Below are 17,462 nucleotides of genomic sequence, written 5' to 3' on the forward strand. Positions count from 1 at the left end.
CCTCTCACACCTGACGGGTCGGCAGCGCGACGATCTGCCGCAGATTGACCCGCCGCGGCCGGCTCGTCACATAGGCGACCAGGTCGGCGAGCTCCTCGGCGGACAGCGCGCCCACGGCGTCCAGCATGCCCTCCACCTGCCGGGACAGTTCCGCGTCGGAGATGTGCGTGCGCAGCTCGCTCTCGACGAACCCGGGCTCGATGTTGGTGACCCGGACGTCCCGCGGACCGAACTCCCCGCGCAGGGTCTCCGACAGGTAGGTGACGGCCGCCTTGGTCGCGCCGTACACCGCGTAGTTCGGGAAGCCGACGTGCGCGGCGATGGACGAGATGTTCACGATGTCGGCCGTACGGCCGTCCGCGGCGGCGCTCACCAGGTCGGCGGTGAAGGCGCCGATGATCCTCAGCACCCCGGCGACGTTGGTGTCGAGCATCCGCTGCCACTCGTCGGCGCGCCGGGCGTCGACGGGGTGGGGCAGCATGACGCCCGCGCAGTTCACGACCAGGTCGACGGTCCCGTACTCCTCGTGGACGCGGTCGGCGGCGGCCGCCACGGACTCCTCGTCGGTGACGTCCGCGACGACGGCCAGGGCCTGCCCGCCGTCGGCCCGGATCTTCGCGGCGACGGCTGTCAGCCGTTCCGCACGCCGGGCCAGCAGCGCCACCCGGGCGCCGCGGGCGGCCAGCAGTACGGCGACGGCCTCGCCGATCCCGCTCGCGGCTCCGGTGACGACGGCGGTGCGGCCGGCCAGGTTGTCGTACGACATGAGCTACCCCCTCGGTGGCGGCCGGGGCGTCTCCCCGGCCTCGGTCACCACCCTCGGCGGCTTCGGCCGCCCTACCCAGGGCCGTGTTCATCCTGGGTCTGCCGGTACCAGGCTCGCCGATGCCGGGCGGCCTAGGCTCGGGCCCATGGACGGAGAACTGGGAGACTTCCTGCGCTCGCGCCGCGCCCGGATCCGGCCGCAGGAGGTGGGGCTGCCGTCGTACGGCCGCCGCCGCGTTCCCGGTCTGCGCCGTGAGGAGGTGGCGCAGCTGGCCGGGGTGAGCGTCGACTACTACGTCCGTCTGGAGCAGGGCAGGGGCCCGGGGGGTCCGTCCCGGACGAAGTCCGGGGGTGTCTCGGACGCCGTGCTGGACGCGATCGCGCGGGTGCTGCGGCTGGACGGGGCCGAGCGGGAGTACCTGCGGGCGGTGGCCCGGCCGCGCCGGCAAGGAGGGCAGGGGCCGTCCGCGTCCCGGGTGCGCCCTGGTGTCCAGCTGCTCCTGGACGGCATGGACCGCAACCCCGCCTACGTCCTGGACCACCGCATGGAGGTCCTCGCCTGGAACGCCCTCGCCGACGCCGTGCTCGGCTTCGGCGGCCCGGGCGACCTCAGTCTGCCGCGCCGTCTCTTCCTCGACCCCGCCTCGCGCGAGCTCTATCCCGACTGGGCCGAGGTCACCGCCCAGACGGTCGCGCACCTGCGCCTGCAGGCGGGCCATCATCCCGGCGACCCCGCCACCGGAGAACTCGTCGCCGAACTCACCCGGGCCAGCGAGGAGTTCCGGCACTTGTGGGCCGACCATCTGGTCAGGCCCTGCGACCACGGCGTGAAGCTCCTCCGGCACCCGGTCGCGGGCCTGCTGACCCTCCCCTACGAGACCCTGACGATCCCGGCGGCCCCGGACCAGACGATCGTGGCCTACACACCCGAGCCGGGTTCGGAGACGGCGGAGCGCCTGGCGCTGCTGGGGAGCTGGGCGACGAGCCGTACGGGCTGACGTGTCGTGAGTGAGATGCGCGGGGACCGCCGCACCCCCGTGGACGGGGGGCGGGACGACGGCGGTCCCCGCGGGGACGCGGGCCCGGCCGGGCCGGGCTTCGCGTCCGTGGCGTCCGTGGAGGTCCGGGAGCCGCTCCGGAGGTCCTGTGACGCCGCTGGGCGCCGGCCCGGGCGGGGAGCCGCTCCCACCCTTGCCGACATCCACCAATGTGCAGGACGCGTGTTAAGCGGGTGCTGCGCGAACGTGACACCCGCGTACCGGTTCCGCGAAGTCCGCGAAGATCACGGACCCGCAAGTTCACCCGGTACACGGGCAGTTCACCGGGCGTTGACCGTCACTTCCCCGTGCGGGCGAGGAAGGACAGCAGGTCCTGCCGGCTGACCACACCGGTCGGCTTGCCCTCGACGAGGACGATCGCCGCGTCCGCCTTGCCCAGCACGGCCATCAGGTCGGCGACGGGCTCGCCGGAGCCGACCTGGGGCAGCGGGCCGGACATGTGCTTCTCCAGCGGGTCGTCGAGCGAGGCGCTCTTGCTGAACAGCGCGTCCAGCAGCTCGCGTTCCACGACCGAACCGACGACCTCGGCGGCCATCACGTCGGGGTGGCCGGCGCCCGGCTTGACGACCGGCATCTGCGAGACGCCGTACTCGCGCAGCACCTCGATGGCCTGGCCGACCGTCTCCTCCGGGTGCATGTGGACGAGGGAGGGCATGCGGTCGCCCTCCTTGTCGTTGAGGACGTCGCCGACACGGGCGCTGGGGCCCGCGTCCTCCAGGAAGCCGTAGTCGGCCATCCACTCGTCGTTGAAGATCTTGCTGAGGTAGCCGCGGCCGCTGTCCGGCAGCAGGACCACCACGACGTCGTCCGGCCCGAGCCGCTCGGCGACCTCCAGCGCGGCCACGACGGCCATGCCGCAGGAGCCGCCGACCAGCAGCCCCTCCTCCTTGGCGAGGCGGCGGGTCATCTGGAAGGAGTCCTTGTCGGACACGGCGACGATCTCGTCCGCGACGGTCCGGTCGTAGGCGGTCGGCCAGAAGTCCTCACCGACGCCCTCGACGAGGTAGGGACGGCCGGAGCCGCCGGAGTACACGGAGCCCTCGGGGTCCGCGCCGACGACCTTCACCGAGCCGTCGCTGATCTCCTTCAGATAGCGGCCGGTCCCGGAGATGGTGCCGCCGGTGCCCACGCCCGCCACGAAGTGGGTGATCTTCCCCTCCGTCTGCTCCCACAGCTCGGGGCCGGTGGAGTGGTAGTGGGAGAGCGGGTTGTGGGGGTTGGAGTACTGGTCGGGCTTCCAGGCTCCGGGCGTCTCACGGACCAGCCGGTCGGAGACGTTGTAGTACGAGTCCGGGTGCTCGGGGTCGACGGCGGTCGGGCACACCACGACCTCGGCTCCGTACGCGCGCAGCACGTTGATCTTGTCGGTGCTCACCTTGTCGGGGCACACGAAGATGCACTTGTACCCCTTCTGCTGGGCGACGATGGCGAGCCCGACCCCGGTGTTGCCGCTGGTCGGCTCGACGATCGTGCCGCCGGGCTTGAGCGCGCCGCTCTCCTCCGCCGCCTCGATCATGCGCAGGGCGATGCGGTCCTTCACCGAGCCGCCGGGGTTGAAGTACTCCACCTTGGCCAGGACGGTCGCCCTGATGCCCTTGGTCACGCTGTTGAGCTTCACCAGCGGGGTGTTGCCGACGAGGCTGATCATCGAGTCGTGGAACTGCACCGTTGTCTCCGGATGCCGCAGAAGTGGTCTGAGTGGTGCCGCCAGCCTATGACCTCGCGGTGGTCCGTGACGGTCGTTCACTCCCTGTTGAGATTGGACGACGGGCTGTACGGGGCAAGCACTGGGTGTACGGGTTCGAGGAGGTGGCGGCGACGCATGACGAGCATGTCGAGGGCGAGGGTGGCCCGGCGGATCGCGGCCGGCGCGGCGTACGGCGGCGGCGGGATCGGTCTGGCCGGAGCGGCCACCGTGGGACTGGTGCTGGCCGAGGTGCAGCTGGCGCGGCGCCGGGTGGGCAACGGCACGTCACCGCACGTGCCGCACGCGGACGGGCTGTACGGCCGTACGTACGCCGGTCCGGCCGAGGCGCCGCTGAGGCTGACGATGCTGGGCGACTCGACGGCCGCCGGCCAGGGCGTGCACCGGGGCGGGCAGACCCCTGGCGCGCTGCTGGCGTCGGGGCTCGCCGCGCTGGCGGAGCGCCCTGTGGAGCTGCGCACGGTGGCGACCCCCGGGGCCTGTTCGGACGACCTGGACCGCCAGGTGGCCTTGGTGCTGGCCGATCCCGGCCCGGTGCCCGACATCTGCGTGATCATGGTCGGCGCGAACGACGTGACCCACCGCATGCCCCCGACCCGCTCGGTCCGCCACCTGTCCTCGGCGGTCCGCCGGCTGCGCACCGCCGGTGCGGAGGTCGTGGTCGGCACCTGCCCCGACCTCGGCACGATCGAGCCGGTCCGCCAGCCCTTGCGCTGGCTGGCCCGGCGGGCCTCGCGCCAGCTGGCCGCCGCCCAGACGATCGGCGTCGTCGAACAGGGCGGCCGTACCGTGTCGCTGGGTGATCTGCTGGGTCCCGAGTTCGCCGCGAACCCCCGCGAGCTGTTCGGCCCGGACAGCTACCACCCCTCGGCCGAGGGCTACGCGACGGCGGCGATGGCGGTCCTGCCGTCCGTGTGCGCCTCCCTGGGCCTGTGGCCCGCCGAGGAGGAGCGCCCGGACGCCTCCCGCCGCGAGGGCTTCCTGCCGGTGGCGCGGGCGGCGGCGGAGGCCGCCTCGGAGGCGGGCACGGAGGTCGCGGCGGCGATGCCGAGCGGGCCGCGCGGCCCGTGGGCCCTGCTGAAGCGCCGGCGGCGCAGGCGGGTACCCGAGACGGAGCCGGCCCCCGCGACTCCCTCGAGCTGAGGCCGGAAAAGCAAGCGCTTGGAAACTGCGGTCAGGGTCACACCGCGACACCCGTGACCCAGCCCATACGTACGGGTAACTTCCCAGTCAGCCCGCCAGACCACCCGGTACGTCAATGGAGCCGTGATGCCCGAAGCCGTGATCGTCTCAGCCGCCCGCTCCCCCATCGGCCGCGCCGTCAAGGGCTCCCTCAAGGACCTGCGCCCGGACGACCTGGCCGCCACGATCGTCCAGGCCGCCCTGGCCAAGGTCCCCGAGCTGGACCCGAAGGACATCGACGACCTGATGCTCGGCTGCGGCCTGCCCGGCGGCGAGCAGGGCCACAACCTCGGCCGGATCGTCGCCGTGCAGATGGGCATGGACCACCTGCCCGGCTGCACCGTCACCCGGTACTGCTCCTCGTCCCTGCAGACCTCCCGCATGGCCCTGCACGCCATCAAGGCCGGCGAGGGCGACGTCTTCATCTCGGCCGGCGTGGAGACGGTCTCGCGGTACGCGTACGGCAGCTCGGACATGCCCGGCACGCACAACCCGCTCTTCGCCGACGCCGAGGCCCGGACCGTCGCCACCGCCCAGTCCGAGGGCTCGACCTGGCACGACCCGCGCGAGGACGGCCTGCTGCCCGACCCGTACATCGCGATGGGCCAGACCGCCGAGAACCTGGCCCGCGCCAAGGGCGTCACCCGCCAGGACATGGACGAGTTCGGCGTCCGCTCGCAGAACCTCGCCGAAGAGGCCATCAAGAACGGCTTCTGGGAGCGCGAGATCACCCCCGTCACGCTTCCCGACGGCACGGTCGTGTCCAAGGACGACGGCCCCCGCGCCGGCGTCACCCTGGAGGGCGTGCAGGGCCTCAAGCCGGTCTTCCGCCCCGACGGCATGGTCACCGCCGGCAACTGCTGCCCGCTGAACGACGGGGCCGCCGCCCTCGTGATCATGTCCGACACCAAGGCCCGCGAGCTCGGCCTCACGCCGCTCGCCCGGATCGTGTCGACCGGCGTCTCCGGCCTCTCGCCCGAGATCATGGGCCTCGGCCCGGTGGAGGCCAGCAAGCAGGCCCTGCGGCGGGCCGGGCTGACCATCGACGACATCGACCTGGTCGAGATCAACGAGGCGTTCGCCGCCCAGGTGATCCCCTCCTACCGCGACCTGGGCATCCCGCTGGAGAAGCTGAACGTCAACGGCGGTGCCATCGCCGTCGGCCACCCCTTCGGCATGACCGGCGCCCGGATCACCACCACGCTCATCAACTCCCTCCAGTTCCACGACAAGCAGTTCGGCCTGGAGACGATGTGCGTCGGCGGCGGCCAGGGCATGGCCATGGTCATCGAGCGCCTCAGCTGAGCGGCGCACCGTAGCCGCCATAGCACCCGCTGTGAGCCCCCGGCCCAGAACCCTGAAAACACCAGGGTTCTGGGCTGTTTTGTGATCCAATCTCCCCCAGGATGTGACCTATCTCCCTCCGCCAAGGGAGAACCGCAGGTCACAGCAGCCACACCCCCTCCTCCGACACCGAAGCCCTGTCCGTTTCGTGATGTTACGCACTGACAGCTGGTTAGTCCGCCCTTCAAGCTGATGTAGGAAGTCGGGGGTCGACTTTGAACCGGGAGTACGTCAGTGAGCGCCATGCCGATCGCGTTGCTGGTCACCACGGCCGCCACGGGCGCCGTGGGCGTCGCCGTCCTGCGCACCGTCCTTCAGCTGCGCCGACAGGTCGCGGCCCTGCACACCGCGCTGGCCGAGAGCCGCGCCGCCACCACCCGTGCGCTGCTGCCCGCCGCCCGTACCACTGCCGACACCGATGAGATACGTGCCGCGGTGGCGGCTGCGCTCGCCGAGGAGAGGGAGCGGGAGCTCGCCGAGGCGCGGGCGTTCTGGGCCGCCCAGGAGGCCCGTGACGCCGCCGACGCGCCCTCTCTGCTGGGTCTGCCCGACACCGATCTGTTCCTGCCCCGTCAGGCCGATTTCGCGGGTCTGGAGCCGGTGTCCGAGCCCGGCGCGGACGCCGAGGAGCCGGCCGGAGAGTCCCCGGAGCTGGCCGCGGCCCGCCGCCGCCACCCCTCCCACCCGGACTTCGTGCCGACGCAGTCGCCGGTCGTCAACGACCACGAGCGCACCGTCGCCACCCTGGAGGAGCTGGCCTCCTCCCGCGTCGAGCTGACGGACGTCCGCCCCGGCCCGCTGGGCACCCTGGACGTCTACGTCTTCGCCGACGGCACGACCCTGTGCATGACGCCGGGCCACCGCGAGACGGCAGAGCACCTCGCCGCGGCCCTGCGCGCCGGCCGCACCCCGGTCCTGCTGGGCGGCTCCGGCATCTCGGGCGCCTACACCCTCACGTTCGAGTGCGGCGAGGAGAACGTCTACATCCTGGCGGACCGGGTCATCGCGTCCCTTTAGGGAAGCGCCCCGCAGTGGAGCGCCCCGTCAGGGGCGGGGCTGTATCGATATGCGGCTCCGCCGCGCGGGCGCGAGCCACCGGCCACGACCCGCACCCGCGAACGAAGCTCAGACACCCGCCCGCTTCTGCGCTTCTTCCACCAGCCGCACCGCCTCATCGACGTCGGCGTCACCAGGAATCACCACCGCCAGATCATTCCCGGCAACGGTGATCTGATCTGCCGCTGCAAACATCCCCGCATCCGGCATCTCCCGAGGCTCCACGCCCTCGAGGACCTGCGCCCTGCGGGCCAACTCCCTGGCCAGCTCCAGAGCCTCAGCGGCAGCGCCTCGCTGCAACCTGCTCTGGGGCGCGGCCCTCAAACGATCGGCGAAGTGCTCCACCGCACGGGTCAGAGGCGTCGTATCAACCACGCCGCGAGCGTACGCGTCGCACCGGGACTGTTGCCAACGGGCGAACACTCAGGCACGGTGACCTGAAGGACCGGCTTACATCCCAGCGTCCGGAGGCGCCGATGTCCCAAGTCTTCTCCGAAGAGACCCATCGCAACATGCTCGCCCGCATCCCCCACTGCACCGGTCGTGAGATCTCCGACTGGTTGCGCACCGTCGAAGAAGGCCCCTCGCTCTTCCGCTTCGAGGAAAAGGTCAGCTGGCTCCGGCACGAACACAACCTTGCGTACGGCCACGCCAAGGCGATCATCCATGAGTACGACCTGAGGAGGGCCGCGCGCAAACTCCTCTAGACGCGCGCACCGTCCCGTAGACGTCGAAGGGCCCCGGCCGGAGCCGGGGCCCTTCGCGCTACGACCGTCGGAAACTAGTCGTTGCTGTTGAGGATCGAGATGAGCCTCAGGAACTCCAGGTAGATCCACACCAGCGTCAGCGTGAGGCCGAAGGCCGCGAGCCAGGCCTCCTCGCGCGGGGCGCCGTAGGCGACGCCGTCCTCGACCTGCTTGAAGTCCAGGGCGAGGAAGCACGCGCCGAGGATGATGCCGATGATGCCGAAGACGACACCGAGGGCACCACTGCGGAAGCCGAGCCCGTCACCGCCGCCGAACACCGCGAACAGCAGGTTCACGGTCATCAGCAGGATGAAGCCGAGCGCGGCCGCCATCACGAAGCCGTAGAAGCGGCGGTTGACGCGGATCCAGCCGGCCTTGTAGGCGATCAGCACGCCTGCGAAGACCGCCATGGTGCCGATCACGGCCTGCATGGCCGCGCCGTCGGCGATGCGGTTGTCGACGATGTTGGACACGACGCCGAGGAAGACACCCTCGAACGCGGCGTACGCCAGGATCAGCGCGGGCGAGGCCTTGCGCTTGAAGGACTGCACGAACGCCAGGACCATGCCGATCAGCGCGGCGCCGATACCGATGCCGTAGCTACGGCTGATGTTGGCGTCGTCGATCGGCAGCAGGGCCCAGGAGAGCGCCGCGGTGAGGATGAGCACGCCGAGCGTGCTCGCCGTGCGCAGGACGACGTCGTCGATGGTCATCCGGCCGGTGGCGGCCGGGGCCTGCGGCGGCGCGCCGTACTGCAGGTCCTGCTGGGCGTAAGGGTTCTGCGCGTAAGGGTTCTGCGCGTACTGGTCGCCCGTCGGCTGTGCGTACGGGTTGCCCTGGGTGGCGACAGCGGGGCCCCCGGCCTGCGGCGCGGTGTTGAAGCCCGCGTAGCCGTTGTCGCGGCTGAACCCCCGTCGCGAGAAGACCGGGTTTCTGCTCCTCATTTCACTCCTCCATGGCCACCAGGCGTGGCCTTGGCTCAAGAGTAATAGGTAGGCAAAGGAATGACCCTACTGCTTGGGGAGGATCTTTCCCTCGTCGTGCTGCGCAACACGCTACGTGGCTTCGTGATTCCCCTCACCGGAGGGGGTCATTCACGGGCTCACCCGAAGGGGAAGCCCGTGTACGCCTCCGCCAGGTCCGTCTCGGCCGCGCGGGAGGTCGCGATCCGCTCCAGCCGGGCGAGCTGGAGCCGGTCCTCGAAGGGCGTCGCGCCGGGGGCGCGGTGCAGGAGGGTCGTCATGTCGTAGGAGAACCGCTCGGCCTGCCAGACCCGGCGCAGGCAGGTCGCGGAGTAGGCGTCGAGCAGCCCCGGGGAGCCGGTCTCCCGCTGGTGGGCGAGGGCCCGCGCGAAGGTCACGACGTCGCCGACGGCGAGGTTCAGGCCCTTGGCCCCGGTCGGCGGGACGATGTGCGCCGCGTCACCGGCGAGGAAGAGGCGTCCGTGGCGCATGGGCTCGTGGACGTAGGAGCGCATGGGCGTGACCGATTTCTGGGTGATGGGGCCGCGCGCCAGGCGCCAGTCGTCGGCGGTCTCGAAGCGGCGCTCCAGCTCGTCCCAGATCTGCTCGTCGTCCCACTTCCCGGCGTCGGTGCCGTCGGGAACCTGGAGGTAGAGGCGGGAGACGGACGGGGAGCGCATGGACAGGAGCGCGAAACCGCGGTCGTGGCGGGCGTAGACGAGCTCGTCGTGCGAGGGCGGCACGTCGGCGAGGATGCCGAGCCAGCCGAAGGGGTACGTCCGTTCGAAGACCTGGGTGAGTCCGGCCGGGATCGCCTTGCGGGCCACCCCCCAGAAGCCGTCGCAGCCGACGACGTACGCGCACTCCAGGACGTCCTCGCGGCCCTCGTACCGGAAGCGGACGCGCGGGGCGTCGGTGTGCGCGTCCTCCACGGCCAGCGCCTCCGCCTCGAAGAGCAGCGGGCCGCCTTCCTGGAGCTGGAGGGCGATGAGGTCCTTGCAGACCTCGGTCTGGGCGTAGACCGTCACGGACCGGCCACCGGTGAGGGCGGGGAAGTCGACGCGGTGGCGTCTGCGGTCGAAGCGCAGTTCGATGCCGTCATGGCGCAGCCCCTCGCGGTCCATGCGCTCGCCCGCGCCGGCCGCGCGCAGCACGTCCGCCGTGCCCTGCTCCAGGATCCCGGCGCGCTGCCGCCGTTCGACGTAGGAGCGGTCGCGACTCTCCAGGACGACCGCGTCGATGCCGGCGTTGTGCAGCAGCCGGGCGAGGAGGAGGCCGGCGGGGCCCGCTCCGATGATGCCGACGGTGGTGCGCATCGGGCGACCCCTTCTCTCCGCGTTCGCCAGGTGAAGTTTCTTTCACCACGTTTCTGCGAAGTCTCCGACGGCATGCGGTCGCTGTCAACGGGCGCGCCGTGAACTCTTCAATGGACGACGCAGGGATCGGATGGTGCCCGGAGCCGGACTCGAACCGGCACGCCCGCGAAGGGGCAGCGAGGTTTAAGCTCGCCGTGTCTGCATTCCACCATCCGGGCAGGCCGTGGGCTCCGCATCGAGGTTCCGAGACTATCGGGACGCGTCCCCCGAACAGCGGATGCATGGACCGATGTTGTCTTATTTTATTGACGCCTGAGGGTGCATCAGCACACGGAACACGCCATCCGCACTTGCCAATAGCCTTGCGTGCGACGGTCGGCCCCGTATGCGGAATGACGGAATTTCACCGCCTGAACGAGGGCGCTCCGCCTGTTCTCGACACCCGGAGGCATCGGTTCCCTCCACCGGGACCCCTCAGGGACGTTCGTCATCCCCAGGTATGACACTGCCCCACGCGGTAAGACCGCAGTCGGCCTTCGGAACCAGAACAACGGGTGACTACACGGCGCCGTGGGACCCGGACGATGGAACACGTCCTTCCCCCGTACACAGCCGTCCGACAGGAGAGCCATCCCGTGACCACCGCTTCCCTCACCGACCGGGCCATCACCGCGGCCGCGCGCGCCACGGATCTGTCGAAGATCTACGGGCAGGGTGAGACCCAGGTGGTCGCCCTGGACCGGGTCTCCGTCGACTTCCGGCAGGCCGAATTCACCGCGATCATGGGCCCCTCCGGCTCCGGCAAGTCCACCCTGATGCACTGCGTGGCCGGCCTCGACTCCTTCTCCTCCGGGTCGGTGCGCATCGGCGACACCGAGCTCGGCTCGCTGAAGGACAAGCAGCTGACCAGGCTGCGCCGGGACAAGATCGGCTTCATCTTCCAGGCGTTCAACCTGCTGCCGACCCTGACCGCCCTGGAGAACATCACCCTTCCGATGGACATCGCGGGGCGCAAGCCGGACAAGGAGTGGCTGGACTCCGTCATCCGGATGATCGGCCTGGCGGACCGGCTCGGCCACCGGCCGTCCCAGCTGTCCGGCGGTCAGCAGCAACGCGTCGCCGTGGCCAGGGCGCTGGCCTCCCGGCCCGAGATCATCTTCGGTGACGAGCCCACCGGAAACCTCGACTCGCGCTCCGGCGCCGAGGTGCTGGGCTTCCTGCGCAACTCCGTGCGCGAGCTGGGCCAGACGGTGGTGATGGTGACGCACGACCCGGTGGCCGCGGCCTACGCGGACCGGGTGATCTTCCTGGCGGACGGCCGGATCGTCGACGAGATGCACGGGCCGACGGCCGACTCCGTGCTCGACCGCATGAAGGCGTTCGACGCCAAGGGCCGCACCAGCTGATCCCCCGTCAGGACCGACAGGACTGAGAAGAAGAACCCATGTTCCGTACCGCCTTGCGCAACGTGCTCGCGCACAAGGCCCGGCTCCTGATGACCGTGCTCGCCGTGATGCTCGGCGTGGCCTTCGTGTCGGGGACCCTGGTCTTCACCAACACCATCTCCGACGCGTACCAGAAGAGTTCCGCCAAGGGCTTCGACCAGGTCGACGTCGCCATGACCGCCGACTACAAGGATGCCGAGGGCGACCGGGTCGGCAAACTCCACGAACTGAACCAGGCCGTGCTCGACAAGAGCGAGCGGGTGCCCGGGGCCGCGTCCGCCATCGGGGTCGTACAGAACTTCACCGCCATCGCCGACAAGGACGGCAAGCTGATCGGCGAGGGCTTCCAGTCGCAGGGCGGCAACTACTGGGGCACCAAGGACCCGCGTTACCCGCTGGTCAGCGGACACGCCCCCAAGGGCCGAGGCGAGATCCTCATCGACTCGCAGACGGCGAAGCGCGCCGGCTACAAGGTCGGCGACACCGTACGGATGTCCGTCGACGGGCCGGTCCTGACCCCGAGGATCACCGGCATCTTCACCACCGACGACGGCAACGTCGCGGCCGGCGGCAGTCTCACCCTGTTCGACACGGCGACCGCCCAGAAGCTGCTGGGCAAGCCGGGCGTGTACGACCAGATCGACGTCAAGGCCAAGCCGGGCGTCACACAGGCCGCGCTGAAGGCGCAGCTGGACAAGGCGCTGCCCGAGGGCACCGTCTCCACCACCACCGGCAAGCAACTCGCCGACGACCAGGCGCAGATGATCTCCCAATCGATGAGCGGCATGCAGACGGCCCTGCTGGTCTTCGCCGGCATCGCCCTGTTCGTCGGCACGTTCATCATCGCCAACACCTTCACCATGCTGGTCGCCCAGCGCACCAAGGAGCTGGCCCTGATGCGCGCGGTCGGCGCCTCGCGCCGGCAGGTGACGCGGTCGGTGCTGATCGAGGCGTTCGTGGTCGGCGCGGTCGCCGCCGTGACCGGGCTGATCGCGGGCATCGGCATCGGGGCCGGACTGCGCTCCCTGATGGGCACGTTCGACGCGACCGTGCCCGACGGGCCGCTGGTCGTCACGCCCGGGACGATCGTCGCCGCGCTCGCGGTCGGCATCCTGGTGACCATGCTGGCGGCGTGGCTGCCGGGCCGCCGGGCCGCGAAGATCCCGCCGGTGGCGGCCATGAGCAGCGTGCACGCCAAGGCCACGACCAAGTCGCTGGTGCTGCGCAACACGCTGGGCGCGCTGGTCTCGGCCGCGGGCATCGCGGTGGTCCTGGTGGCCACGACCATGGACGGTTCGGACGGCCAGATGCCGATGGGCTTCGGCGCGGTGCTGCTGATCATCGGCGTGTTCATCCTGACCCCGCTGCTGTCCCGCCCGCTGATCGCCGCCGCCGCGCCGGTGCTGCGCACCTTCGGCATCTCCGGCAAGCTGGCCCGGCAGAACTCGGTGCGCAACCCGCGCCGTACGGCCGCCACCGCCTCCGCGCTGATGATCGGCCTGACCCTGATCACCGGCATGACGGTGATGGCGGGCAGCCTTCAGCAGGCCATCGAGAAGATGGCGTCGGCGTCGATCAAGGCCGACTACGTGGTGTCCATGGCGAACGGCAACCCGCTGTCGCCGGACGTCGAGAAGAAGCTGAAGCAGGCCGGTGACGTCACCGCCACCAGCCCGATGCTCAACGCCGAGTCCCGCATCGACGGCAAGACCGAGTACCTGACCGGCGTCAACGGCGCCGCGATCGGCGACCTGGCCGGTCCGAAGGTCGACGAAGGCTCCTTCAAGGTCGGCGGCAGCGACGTCGTCGTGGACAGCGAGACGGCCAAGTCCTACGGCTGGAAGGCCGGTTCCGCCTTCACCGTCTCCTTCGGGGACGGCAAGAAGCAGAAGCTCACGGTCGCCGGGACGTACGAGAGCAACGACTTCCTGCGCGGCATCCTGCTCGACGAGAAGACCCTCGCCCCGCACGAGTCGGACCCGTACAACATGAAGGTCATGGTGAAGACCGCGGGCGGCACGTCCGGCGCGGTGCAGGACAAGCTGGAGAAGGCCCTCGGCACCAACCCGGCGATCAAGGTCCAGTCCAAGGACGACATCTCCAACGAGATCGCGCAGATGTTCACCCTGATGCTGAACATGGTCTACGGCCTGCTCGCCATGGCGGTGATCGTGGCGGTCCTCGGTGTCATCAACACCCTGGCCATGTCGGTCTTCGAACGCTCGCAGGAGATCGGCATGCTCCGCGCGATCGGCCTGGACCGCAAGGGCATCAAGCGGATGGTCCGTCTGGAGTCGCTGGTGATCTCCCTGTTCGGGGCGGTGCTGGGCCTCGGCCTGGGCGTGTTCTTCGGCTGGGCGGCCGGTGAGCTGCTGGCCTCGAAGATGGCGACGTACGAACTGGTCCTGCCGTGGGCGCGGATGGGCGTCTTCTTGCTGCTGGCCGCGACGGTGGGCGTCCTCGCGGCGCTGTGGCCGGCCCGGCGAGCGGCACGGCTGAACATGCTGGAGGCCATCAAGGCGGAGTAGCGAACAGGCGAGGGGCCTCTCACCCACGGCGGGTGAGGGGCCCTTCGTCGTTCTCAGTTCCAGGTGCGGGCGCGCAGCGGCATGCCCGACGTCCCGGGTTCGGGGGTGCGGACGGCCAGGACCTGGTTGACGCCGATGCGGTTGCGTTCGAAGGCCAGGGCGGAGGCCGCCATGTACAGGCGCCAGACCCGGGCGCGGCCGGGGCCGGCCAGCTGCACGGCGCGCTGCCAGTCGGCCTCCAGGCGGGCGACCCAATGGCGCAGGGTGAGGGCGTAGTGCTCGCGGATCACCTCGACGTCGCGCACCTCGAACCCGGCTCGCTCCAGCTGGGTCACGGTGCTGCCGATCGGCTGGAGCTCGCCGTCGGGGAAGACGTAGGCGTCGATGAACGCGTCGACGCTGTACGTCGTCTCGTCCCCCTGCGGACGGCGGGCGATCTGGTGGTTCAGGAGCCGTCCGCCCGGCTTGAGCAGGCCGTACAGGTCGGCGGCGTACTCCCGGTACTGCTCCGCGCCCACGTGTTCGGCCATGCCGATGGAGGAGATCGCGTCGTAGGGCCCGTCGCGGACGTCGCGGTAGTCCTGGACGCGGATCTCGACCTTGTCGGTGAGGCCCTCGTCGGCGACGCGCTTGCGGGCGTAGGCGGCCTGCTCCTGGGAGAGCGTGACGCCGACGACGCTCACGCCGTGCTCGCGGGCGGCGTGGATGGCCATCGAGCCCCAGCCGCAGCCGACGTCGAGCAGCCGCTGACCGGGTCTCAGGCCGAGCTTGCGGCAGACGAGTTCGAGCTTGTCGTGCTGGGCCTGTTCGAGGGTGCTGTCCGGGGCGGGCCAGTAGGCGCAGGAGTACACCATGGACGGGCCGAGGACGATTTCGTAGAAGTCGTTGCCGACGTCGTAGTGGTGGCTGATGGCGCGTCGGTCGCTGTGCTTGGTGTGCAGGTGGCGGCGGGGGCTGCGGGCCTCCTCGCGGGGCGGGGCCGGCGGCAGCGGGGTCCCGGCGAGCTTGACCAGTCCGCGGACGGCGGCACGGACCTCGGGGTCGCGCAGGGCCTGGGTGAGGGTGCGGGCGTCCTCGCCGCGCTCCCAGATGAGACCGGCCAGCAGATCGAGGGTCGCGTAGAGGTCCCCCTCGATGTCGAGATCGCCCGCCACCCAGGCCCGGGCCAGGCCCAGTTCGCCGGGCTTCCACAGCAGGCGGCGCAGCGCCCGGCGGTTGCGTACGACCAGGGTCGGCGCGCCCGGCGGGCCCGCCTGCGATCCGTCCCAGGCGCGGATGCGCACCGGGAGCGGTGCTCCCAGCAACTGTGTGAAGAGGCCCTGCAGCCGCTGCGCGGCGTCTGCCATGGTGTACACCTCCGATAGGGGTATCCCCTGCTCGAGCGAAGTCGAGAGCTTGGGGAAGGGGAATCCCGGAATGTCCGACACCACGTAAACATCTGCGGGGCCTCGGCGCAGTCCCCGGCACGCGTCATGTCTGCGCAAAACACGCCGAAGGGCCCCCCGCACCACGGATGGCGGGAGGCCCTTCGTCAGGCGGATGACCGACCGGAGGTCAGGAGGCCTTGGCCTTCTCCTCGGTCTTCTCCTTCGGCGCGGCGGCGACCGGGGCCGGCTTGGCGGCCTCGTAGAACTCCTCGCGCGGCGTCTCGATGGCGCCGAGCGAGACGACCTCGCGCTTGAGGAACATGCCGAGGGTCCAGTCGGCGAAGACGCGGATCTTGCGGTTCCAGGTCGGCATGGCCAGGCCGTGGTAGCCACGGTGCATGTACCAGGCGAGGCGGCCCTTGAGCTTGATCTTCATCTTGCCCATGACGATCATCGCGACGCCCTTGTGGAGGCCGAGACCGGCCACCGCGCCCTTGTTGGCGTGGGCGTAGTCCTTCTGCGGGAAGCCCCGCATGCCGGACACCACGTTGTCGCCGAGGACCCGCGCCTGGCGCAGCGCGTGCTGGGCGTTAGGCGGGCACCATGCGTTCTCGTTGCCCGCCTTGCGGCCGACGAGGTCCGGGACCTGGGCGTTGTCGCCGGCGGCCCAGATGTAGTCGGTGCCCTTGACCTGGAGGGTCGGCTCGCAGTCGACGTGACCGCGGGGGCCGAGGGGCAGGCCGTAGCGGGCGAGGGCCGGGTTGGGCTTGACGCCGGCGGTCCAGACGATGGTGTTGGAGTCGACCTCGAGGCCGTTCTTCAGCACCACGTGGCCGTCGACGCAGGAGTCCATGGAGGTGGACAGGTAGACCTCGACGCCGCGGCCCTCGAGGTGCTCCTTGCCGTACGTGCCGAGCTTGGGGCCGACCTCGGGGAGGATCTTGTCGGCGGCGTCGACCAGGATGAAGCGCATGTCCTCACGGGACACGTTCTTGTAGTACTTGGCCGCGTCCCGGGCCATGTCCTCGACCTCGCCGATGGTCTCCGCGCCGGCGAAGCCGCCGCCCACGAAGACGAAGGTGAGCGCCTTGCGGCGGATCTCCTCGTCGGTGGTGGAGTCGGCCTTGTCGAGCTGCTCGAGGACGTGGTTGCGCAGGCCGATGGCCTCCTCGATGCCCTTCATACCGATGCCCTGCTCGGCGAGGCCGGGGATCGGGAAGGTGCGGGAGACCGCGCCGAGCGCGATCACCAGGTAGTCGAAGGGCAGCTCGTAGGCCTCGCCGACCAGCGGGGAGACCGTGGCGACCTTGCGGTCCTGGTCGATGGTGGTGACCCGGCCGGTGAGGACCTCCGCCTTGGGCAGCACGCGTCGCAGCGGGACGACGACGTGGCGCGGGGAGATGTTGCCGGCGGCGGCTTCGGGGAGGAAGGGCTGGTAGGTCATGTACGACCGGGGGTCGACGACCGTGACGGTCGCCTCGCCGTAGCGCATCTTCTTCTGGATGCGCCGAGCTGCGTACAGGCCTACGTACCCACCGCCTACTACGAGGATCCTGGGACGCTCCGTGGTGCTCATGCCATCGAGTATCCACCCGTCTCAGGGGGGTGGCTCGTGCGCCCCTTCACAAGCTTGGGTGGGGTGTGTGCTATCCTCCGCGGCCCGCGTGATCCATGTCATGGTGACAACCGGGAGCGTTTGTGCACCCCGGACCGTTGTCAATGCCGCGTGAGCTGCCTCTCTGTACCCGAGGACCGTCCGTGAGGCCCTCCCGGAGTGCCGCTTCGAGCGCCCCCGCGGACACCTCCATACCATGCTTCTGAACATGTTCAAAGGCCTGTTCAGCCCCCGGACGGGTCAACGGGACCCCTCTGATCGCCCGCAAGGGCCGAATTCCTTGTGAAGAACTTCACGAACTTTTCCGACGGGCTGTCGCCGGGGGGTCGCCGGGGAGTCGTCCGAACCCCCCGGACACGCTCATTCGTGATCC

Annotated in this window: 14 protein-coding genes and 1 tRNA gene; 7 read left to right on the forward strand and 8 right to left on the reverse strand. The window is 70.4% G+C overall.

Translation table 11 applies throughout. The features are described 5' to 3' along the window. Nucleotides 1-4: 4 nt before the first annotated feature. Nucleotides 5-766: an SDR family oxidoreductase gene (locus ACIRDU_RS20350; protein WP_403581359.1), complete on the reverse strand. Its 762-nt coding sequence runs from the start codon at nt 764-766 to the stop codon at nt 5-7. A gap of 145 nt (nt 767-911) precedes the next feature. Between ACIRDU_RS20350 and ACIRDU_RS20355 the strand changes: the two genes are divergently transcribed. Continuing rightward, nucleotides 912-1,763, forward strand: a complete 852-nt coding sequence (locus tag ACIRDU_RS20355; RefSeq protein WP_403581361.1) for a helix-turn-helix transcriptional regulator — start codon at nt 912-914, stop codon at nt 1,761-1,763. A gap of 337 nt (nt 1,764-2,100) precedes the next feature. On the opposite strand, the gene ACIRDU_RS20360 is transcribed toward ACIRDU_RS20355, so the two are convergent. Then, nucleotides 2,101-3,489: a cystathionine beta-synthase gene (locus ACIRDU_RS20360; RefSeq protein ID WP_403581363.1), complete on the reverse strand. Its 1,389-nt coding sequence runs from the start codon at nt 3,487-3,489 to the stop codon at nt 2,101-2,103. A gap of 156 nt (nt 3,490-3,645) precedes the next feature. Here ACIRDU_RS20360 and ACIRDU_RS20365 point away from each other — a divergent pair, with 156 nt between their 5' ends. The 3 genes from ACIRDU_RS20365 (at nt 3,646) to ACIRDU_RS20375 (ending at nt 7,071) form a co-directional block, all read left to right on the forward strand. Beyond that, a complete protein-coding gene (locus tag ACIRDU_RS20365) occupies nt 3,646-4,671 on the forward strand; it encodes an SGNH/GDSL hydrolase family protein (RefSeq protein ID WP_403581364.1) in 1,026 nt (341 codons plus the stop codon). A gap of 126 nt (nt 4,672-4,797) precedes the next feature. Beyond that, nucleotides 4,798-6,015 (forward strand): acetyl-CoA C-acetyltransferase, encoded by a 1,218-nt coding sequence (locus tag ACIRDU_RS20370; protein WP_403581366.1) that lies wholly within the window; start codon nt 4,798-4,800, stop codon nt 6,013-6,015. Nucleotides 6,016-6,288: 273 nt separating this feature from the next. Continuing rightward, nucleotides 6,289-7,071 carry a hypothetical protein gene (locus ACIRDU_RS20375; protein WP_403581368.1) on the forward strand — a complete coding sequence of 261 codons (783 nt, stop codon included), beginning with the start codon at nt 6,289-6,291 and terminating at the stop codon, nt 7,069-7,071. 108 nt (nt 7,072-7,179) lie between these two features. Here ACIRDU_RS20375 and ACIRDU_RS20380 read toward each other — a convergent pair whose 3' ends face one another. Next, a complete protein-coding gene (locus ACIRDU_RS20380; protein WP_403581370.1) occupies nt 7,180-7,485 on the reverse strand; it encodes a hypothetical protein in 306 nt (101 codons plus the stop codon). A 101-nt stretch (nt 7,486-7,586) separates the two neighbouring features. Here ACIRDU_RS20380 and ACIRDU_RS20385 point away from each other — a divergent pair, with 101 nt between their 5' ends. After that, nucleotides 7,587-7,817: a DUF4287 domain-containing protein gene (locus ACIRDU_RS20385; protein WP_403581372.1), complete on the forward strand. Its 231-nt coding sequence runs from the start codon at nt 7,587-7,589 to the stop codon at nt 7,815-7,817. A gap of 74 nt (nt 7,818-7,891) precedes the next feature. Here the strand turns inward: ACIRDU_RS20385 and ACIRDU_RS20390 are convergent, their stop codons facing one another. The 3 genes from ACIRDU_RS20390 to ACIRDU_RS20400 all read right to left on the reverse strand — a co-directional run bounded on the left by ACIRDU_RS20390 (nt 7,892) and on the right by ACIRDU_RS20400 (nt 10,352). Then, on the reverse strand, nt 7,892-8,800 hold the full coding sequence (locus tag ACIRDU_RS20390) for a Bax inhibitor-1/YccA family protein (protein ID WP_403581374.1): 909 nt from the start codon (nt 8,798-8,800) through the stop codon (nt 7,892-7,894). A 158-nt stretch (nt 8,801-8,958) separates the two neighbouring features. Continuing rightward, nucleotides 8,959-10,134 carry a 4-hydroxybenzoate 3-monooxygenase gene (locus tag ACIRDU_RS20395; protein ID WP_403581376.1) on the reverse strand — a complete coding sequence of 392 codons (1,176 nt, stop codon included), beginning with the start codon at nt 10,132-10,134 and terminating at the stop codon, nt 8,959-8,961. A 131-nt stretch (nt 10,135-10,265) separates the two neighbouring features. Then, nucleotides 10,266-10,352: transfer RNA gene (locus ACIRDU_RS20400), tRNA-Leu, on the reverse strand. Nucleotides 10,353-10,769: 417 nt separating this feature from the next. Between ACIRDU_RS20400 and ACIRDU_RS20405 the strand changes: the two genes are divergently transcribed. Then, a complete protein-coding gene (locus ACIRDU_RS20405) occupies nt 10,770-11,540 on the forward strand; it encodes an ABC transporter ATP-binding protein (protein ID WP_403581378.1) in 771 nt (256 codons plus the stop codon). Nucleotides 11,541-11,578: 38 nt separating this feature from the next. Continuing rightward, nucleotides 11,579-14,107 (forward strand): ABC transporter permease, encoded by a 2,529-nt coding sequence (locus tag ACIRDU_RS20410; RefSeq protein ID WP_403581379.1) that lies wholly within the window; start codon nt 11,579-11,581, stop codon nt 14,105-14,107. Nucleotides 14,108-14,160: 53 nt separating this feature from the next. On the opposite strand, the gene ACIRDU_RS20415 is transcribed toward ACIRDU_RS20410, so the two are convergent. Next, entirely contained in the window at nt 14,161-15,453 is a 1,293-nt protein-coding gene (locus tag ACIRDU_RS20415; RefSeq protein WP_403581380.1) for a class I SAM-dependent methyltransferase, read from the reverse strand. A gap of 208 nt (nt 15,454-15,661) precedes the next feature. Then, the gene (locus tag ACIRDU_RS20420; protein WP_403581381.1) at nt 15,662-17,050 is read right to left on the reverse strand and encodes an NAD(P)/FAD-dependent oxidoreductase; all 1,389 of its coding nucleotides are present in this window, start codon (nt 17,048-17,050) and stop codon (nt 15,662-15,664) included. Nucleotides 17,051-17,462 lie beyond the last annotated feature (412 nt).

The sequence above is a fragment of the Streptomyces sp. NPDC093598 genome, from assembly GCF_044764825.1.
GTDB lineage: Bacteria > Actinomycetota > Actinomycetes > Streptomycetales > Streptomycetaceae > Streptomyces.

Excerpts from the sequence above, each read along its gene's own strand:
- ACIRDU_RS20410 (WP_403581379.1), top strand. The coding sequence starts at position 11,579 with ATGTTCCGTACCGCCTTGCGCAACGTGCTCGCGCACAAGGCCCGGCTC.
- ACIRDU_RS20355 (WP_403581361.1), top strand. The coding sequence starts at position 912 with ATGGACGGAGAACTGGGAGACTTCCTGCGCTCGCGCCGCGCCCGGATC.
- ACIRDU_RS20415 (WP_403581380.1), bottom strand. The coding sequence starts at position 15,453 with ATGGCAGACGCCGCGCAGCGGCTGCAGGGCCTCTTCACACAGTTGCTG.
- ACIRDU_RS20420 (WP_403581381.1), bottom strand. The coding sequence starts at position 17,050 with ATGAGCACCACGGAGCGTCCCAGGATCCTCGTAGTAGGCGGTGGGTAC.
- ACIRDU_RS20385 (WP_403581372.1), top strand. The coding sequence starts at position 7,587 with ATGTCCCAAGTCTTCTCCGAAGAGACCCATCGCAACATGCTCGCCCGC.
- ACIRDU_RS20390 (WP_403581374.1), bottom strand. The coding sequence starts at position 8,800 with ATGAGGAGCAGAAACCCGGTCTTCTCGCGACGGGGGTTCAGCCGCGAC.
- ACIRDU_RS20370 (WP_403581366.1), top strand. The coding sequence starts at position 4,798 with ATGCCCGAAGCCGTGATCGTCTCAGCCGCCCGCTCCCCCATCGGCCGC.
- ACIRDU_RS20365 (WP_403581364.1), top strand. The coding sequence starts at position 3,646 with ATGACGAGCATGTCGAGGGCGAGGGTGGCCCGGCGGATCGCGGCCGGC.
- ACIRDU_RS20350 (WP_403581359.1), bottom strand. The coding sequence starts at position 766 with ATGTCGTACGACAACCTGGCCGGCCGCACCGCCGTCGTCACCGGAGCC.
- ACIRDU_RS20395 (WP_403581376.1), bottom strand. The coding sequence starts at position 10,134 with ATGCGCACCACCGTCGGCATCATCGGAGCGGGCCCCGCCGGCCTCCTC.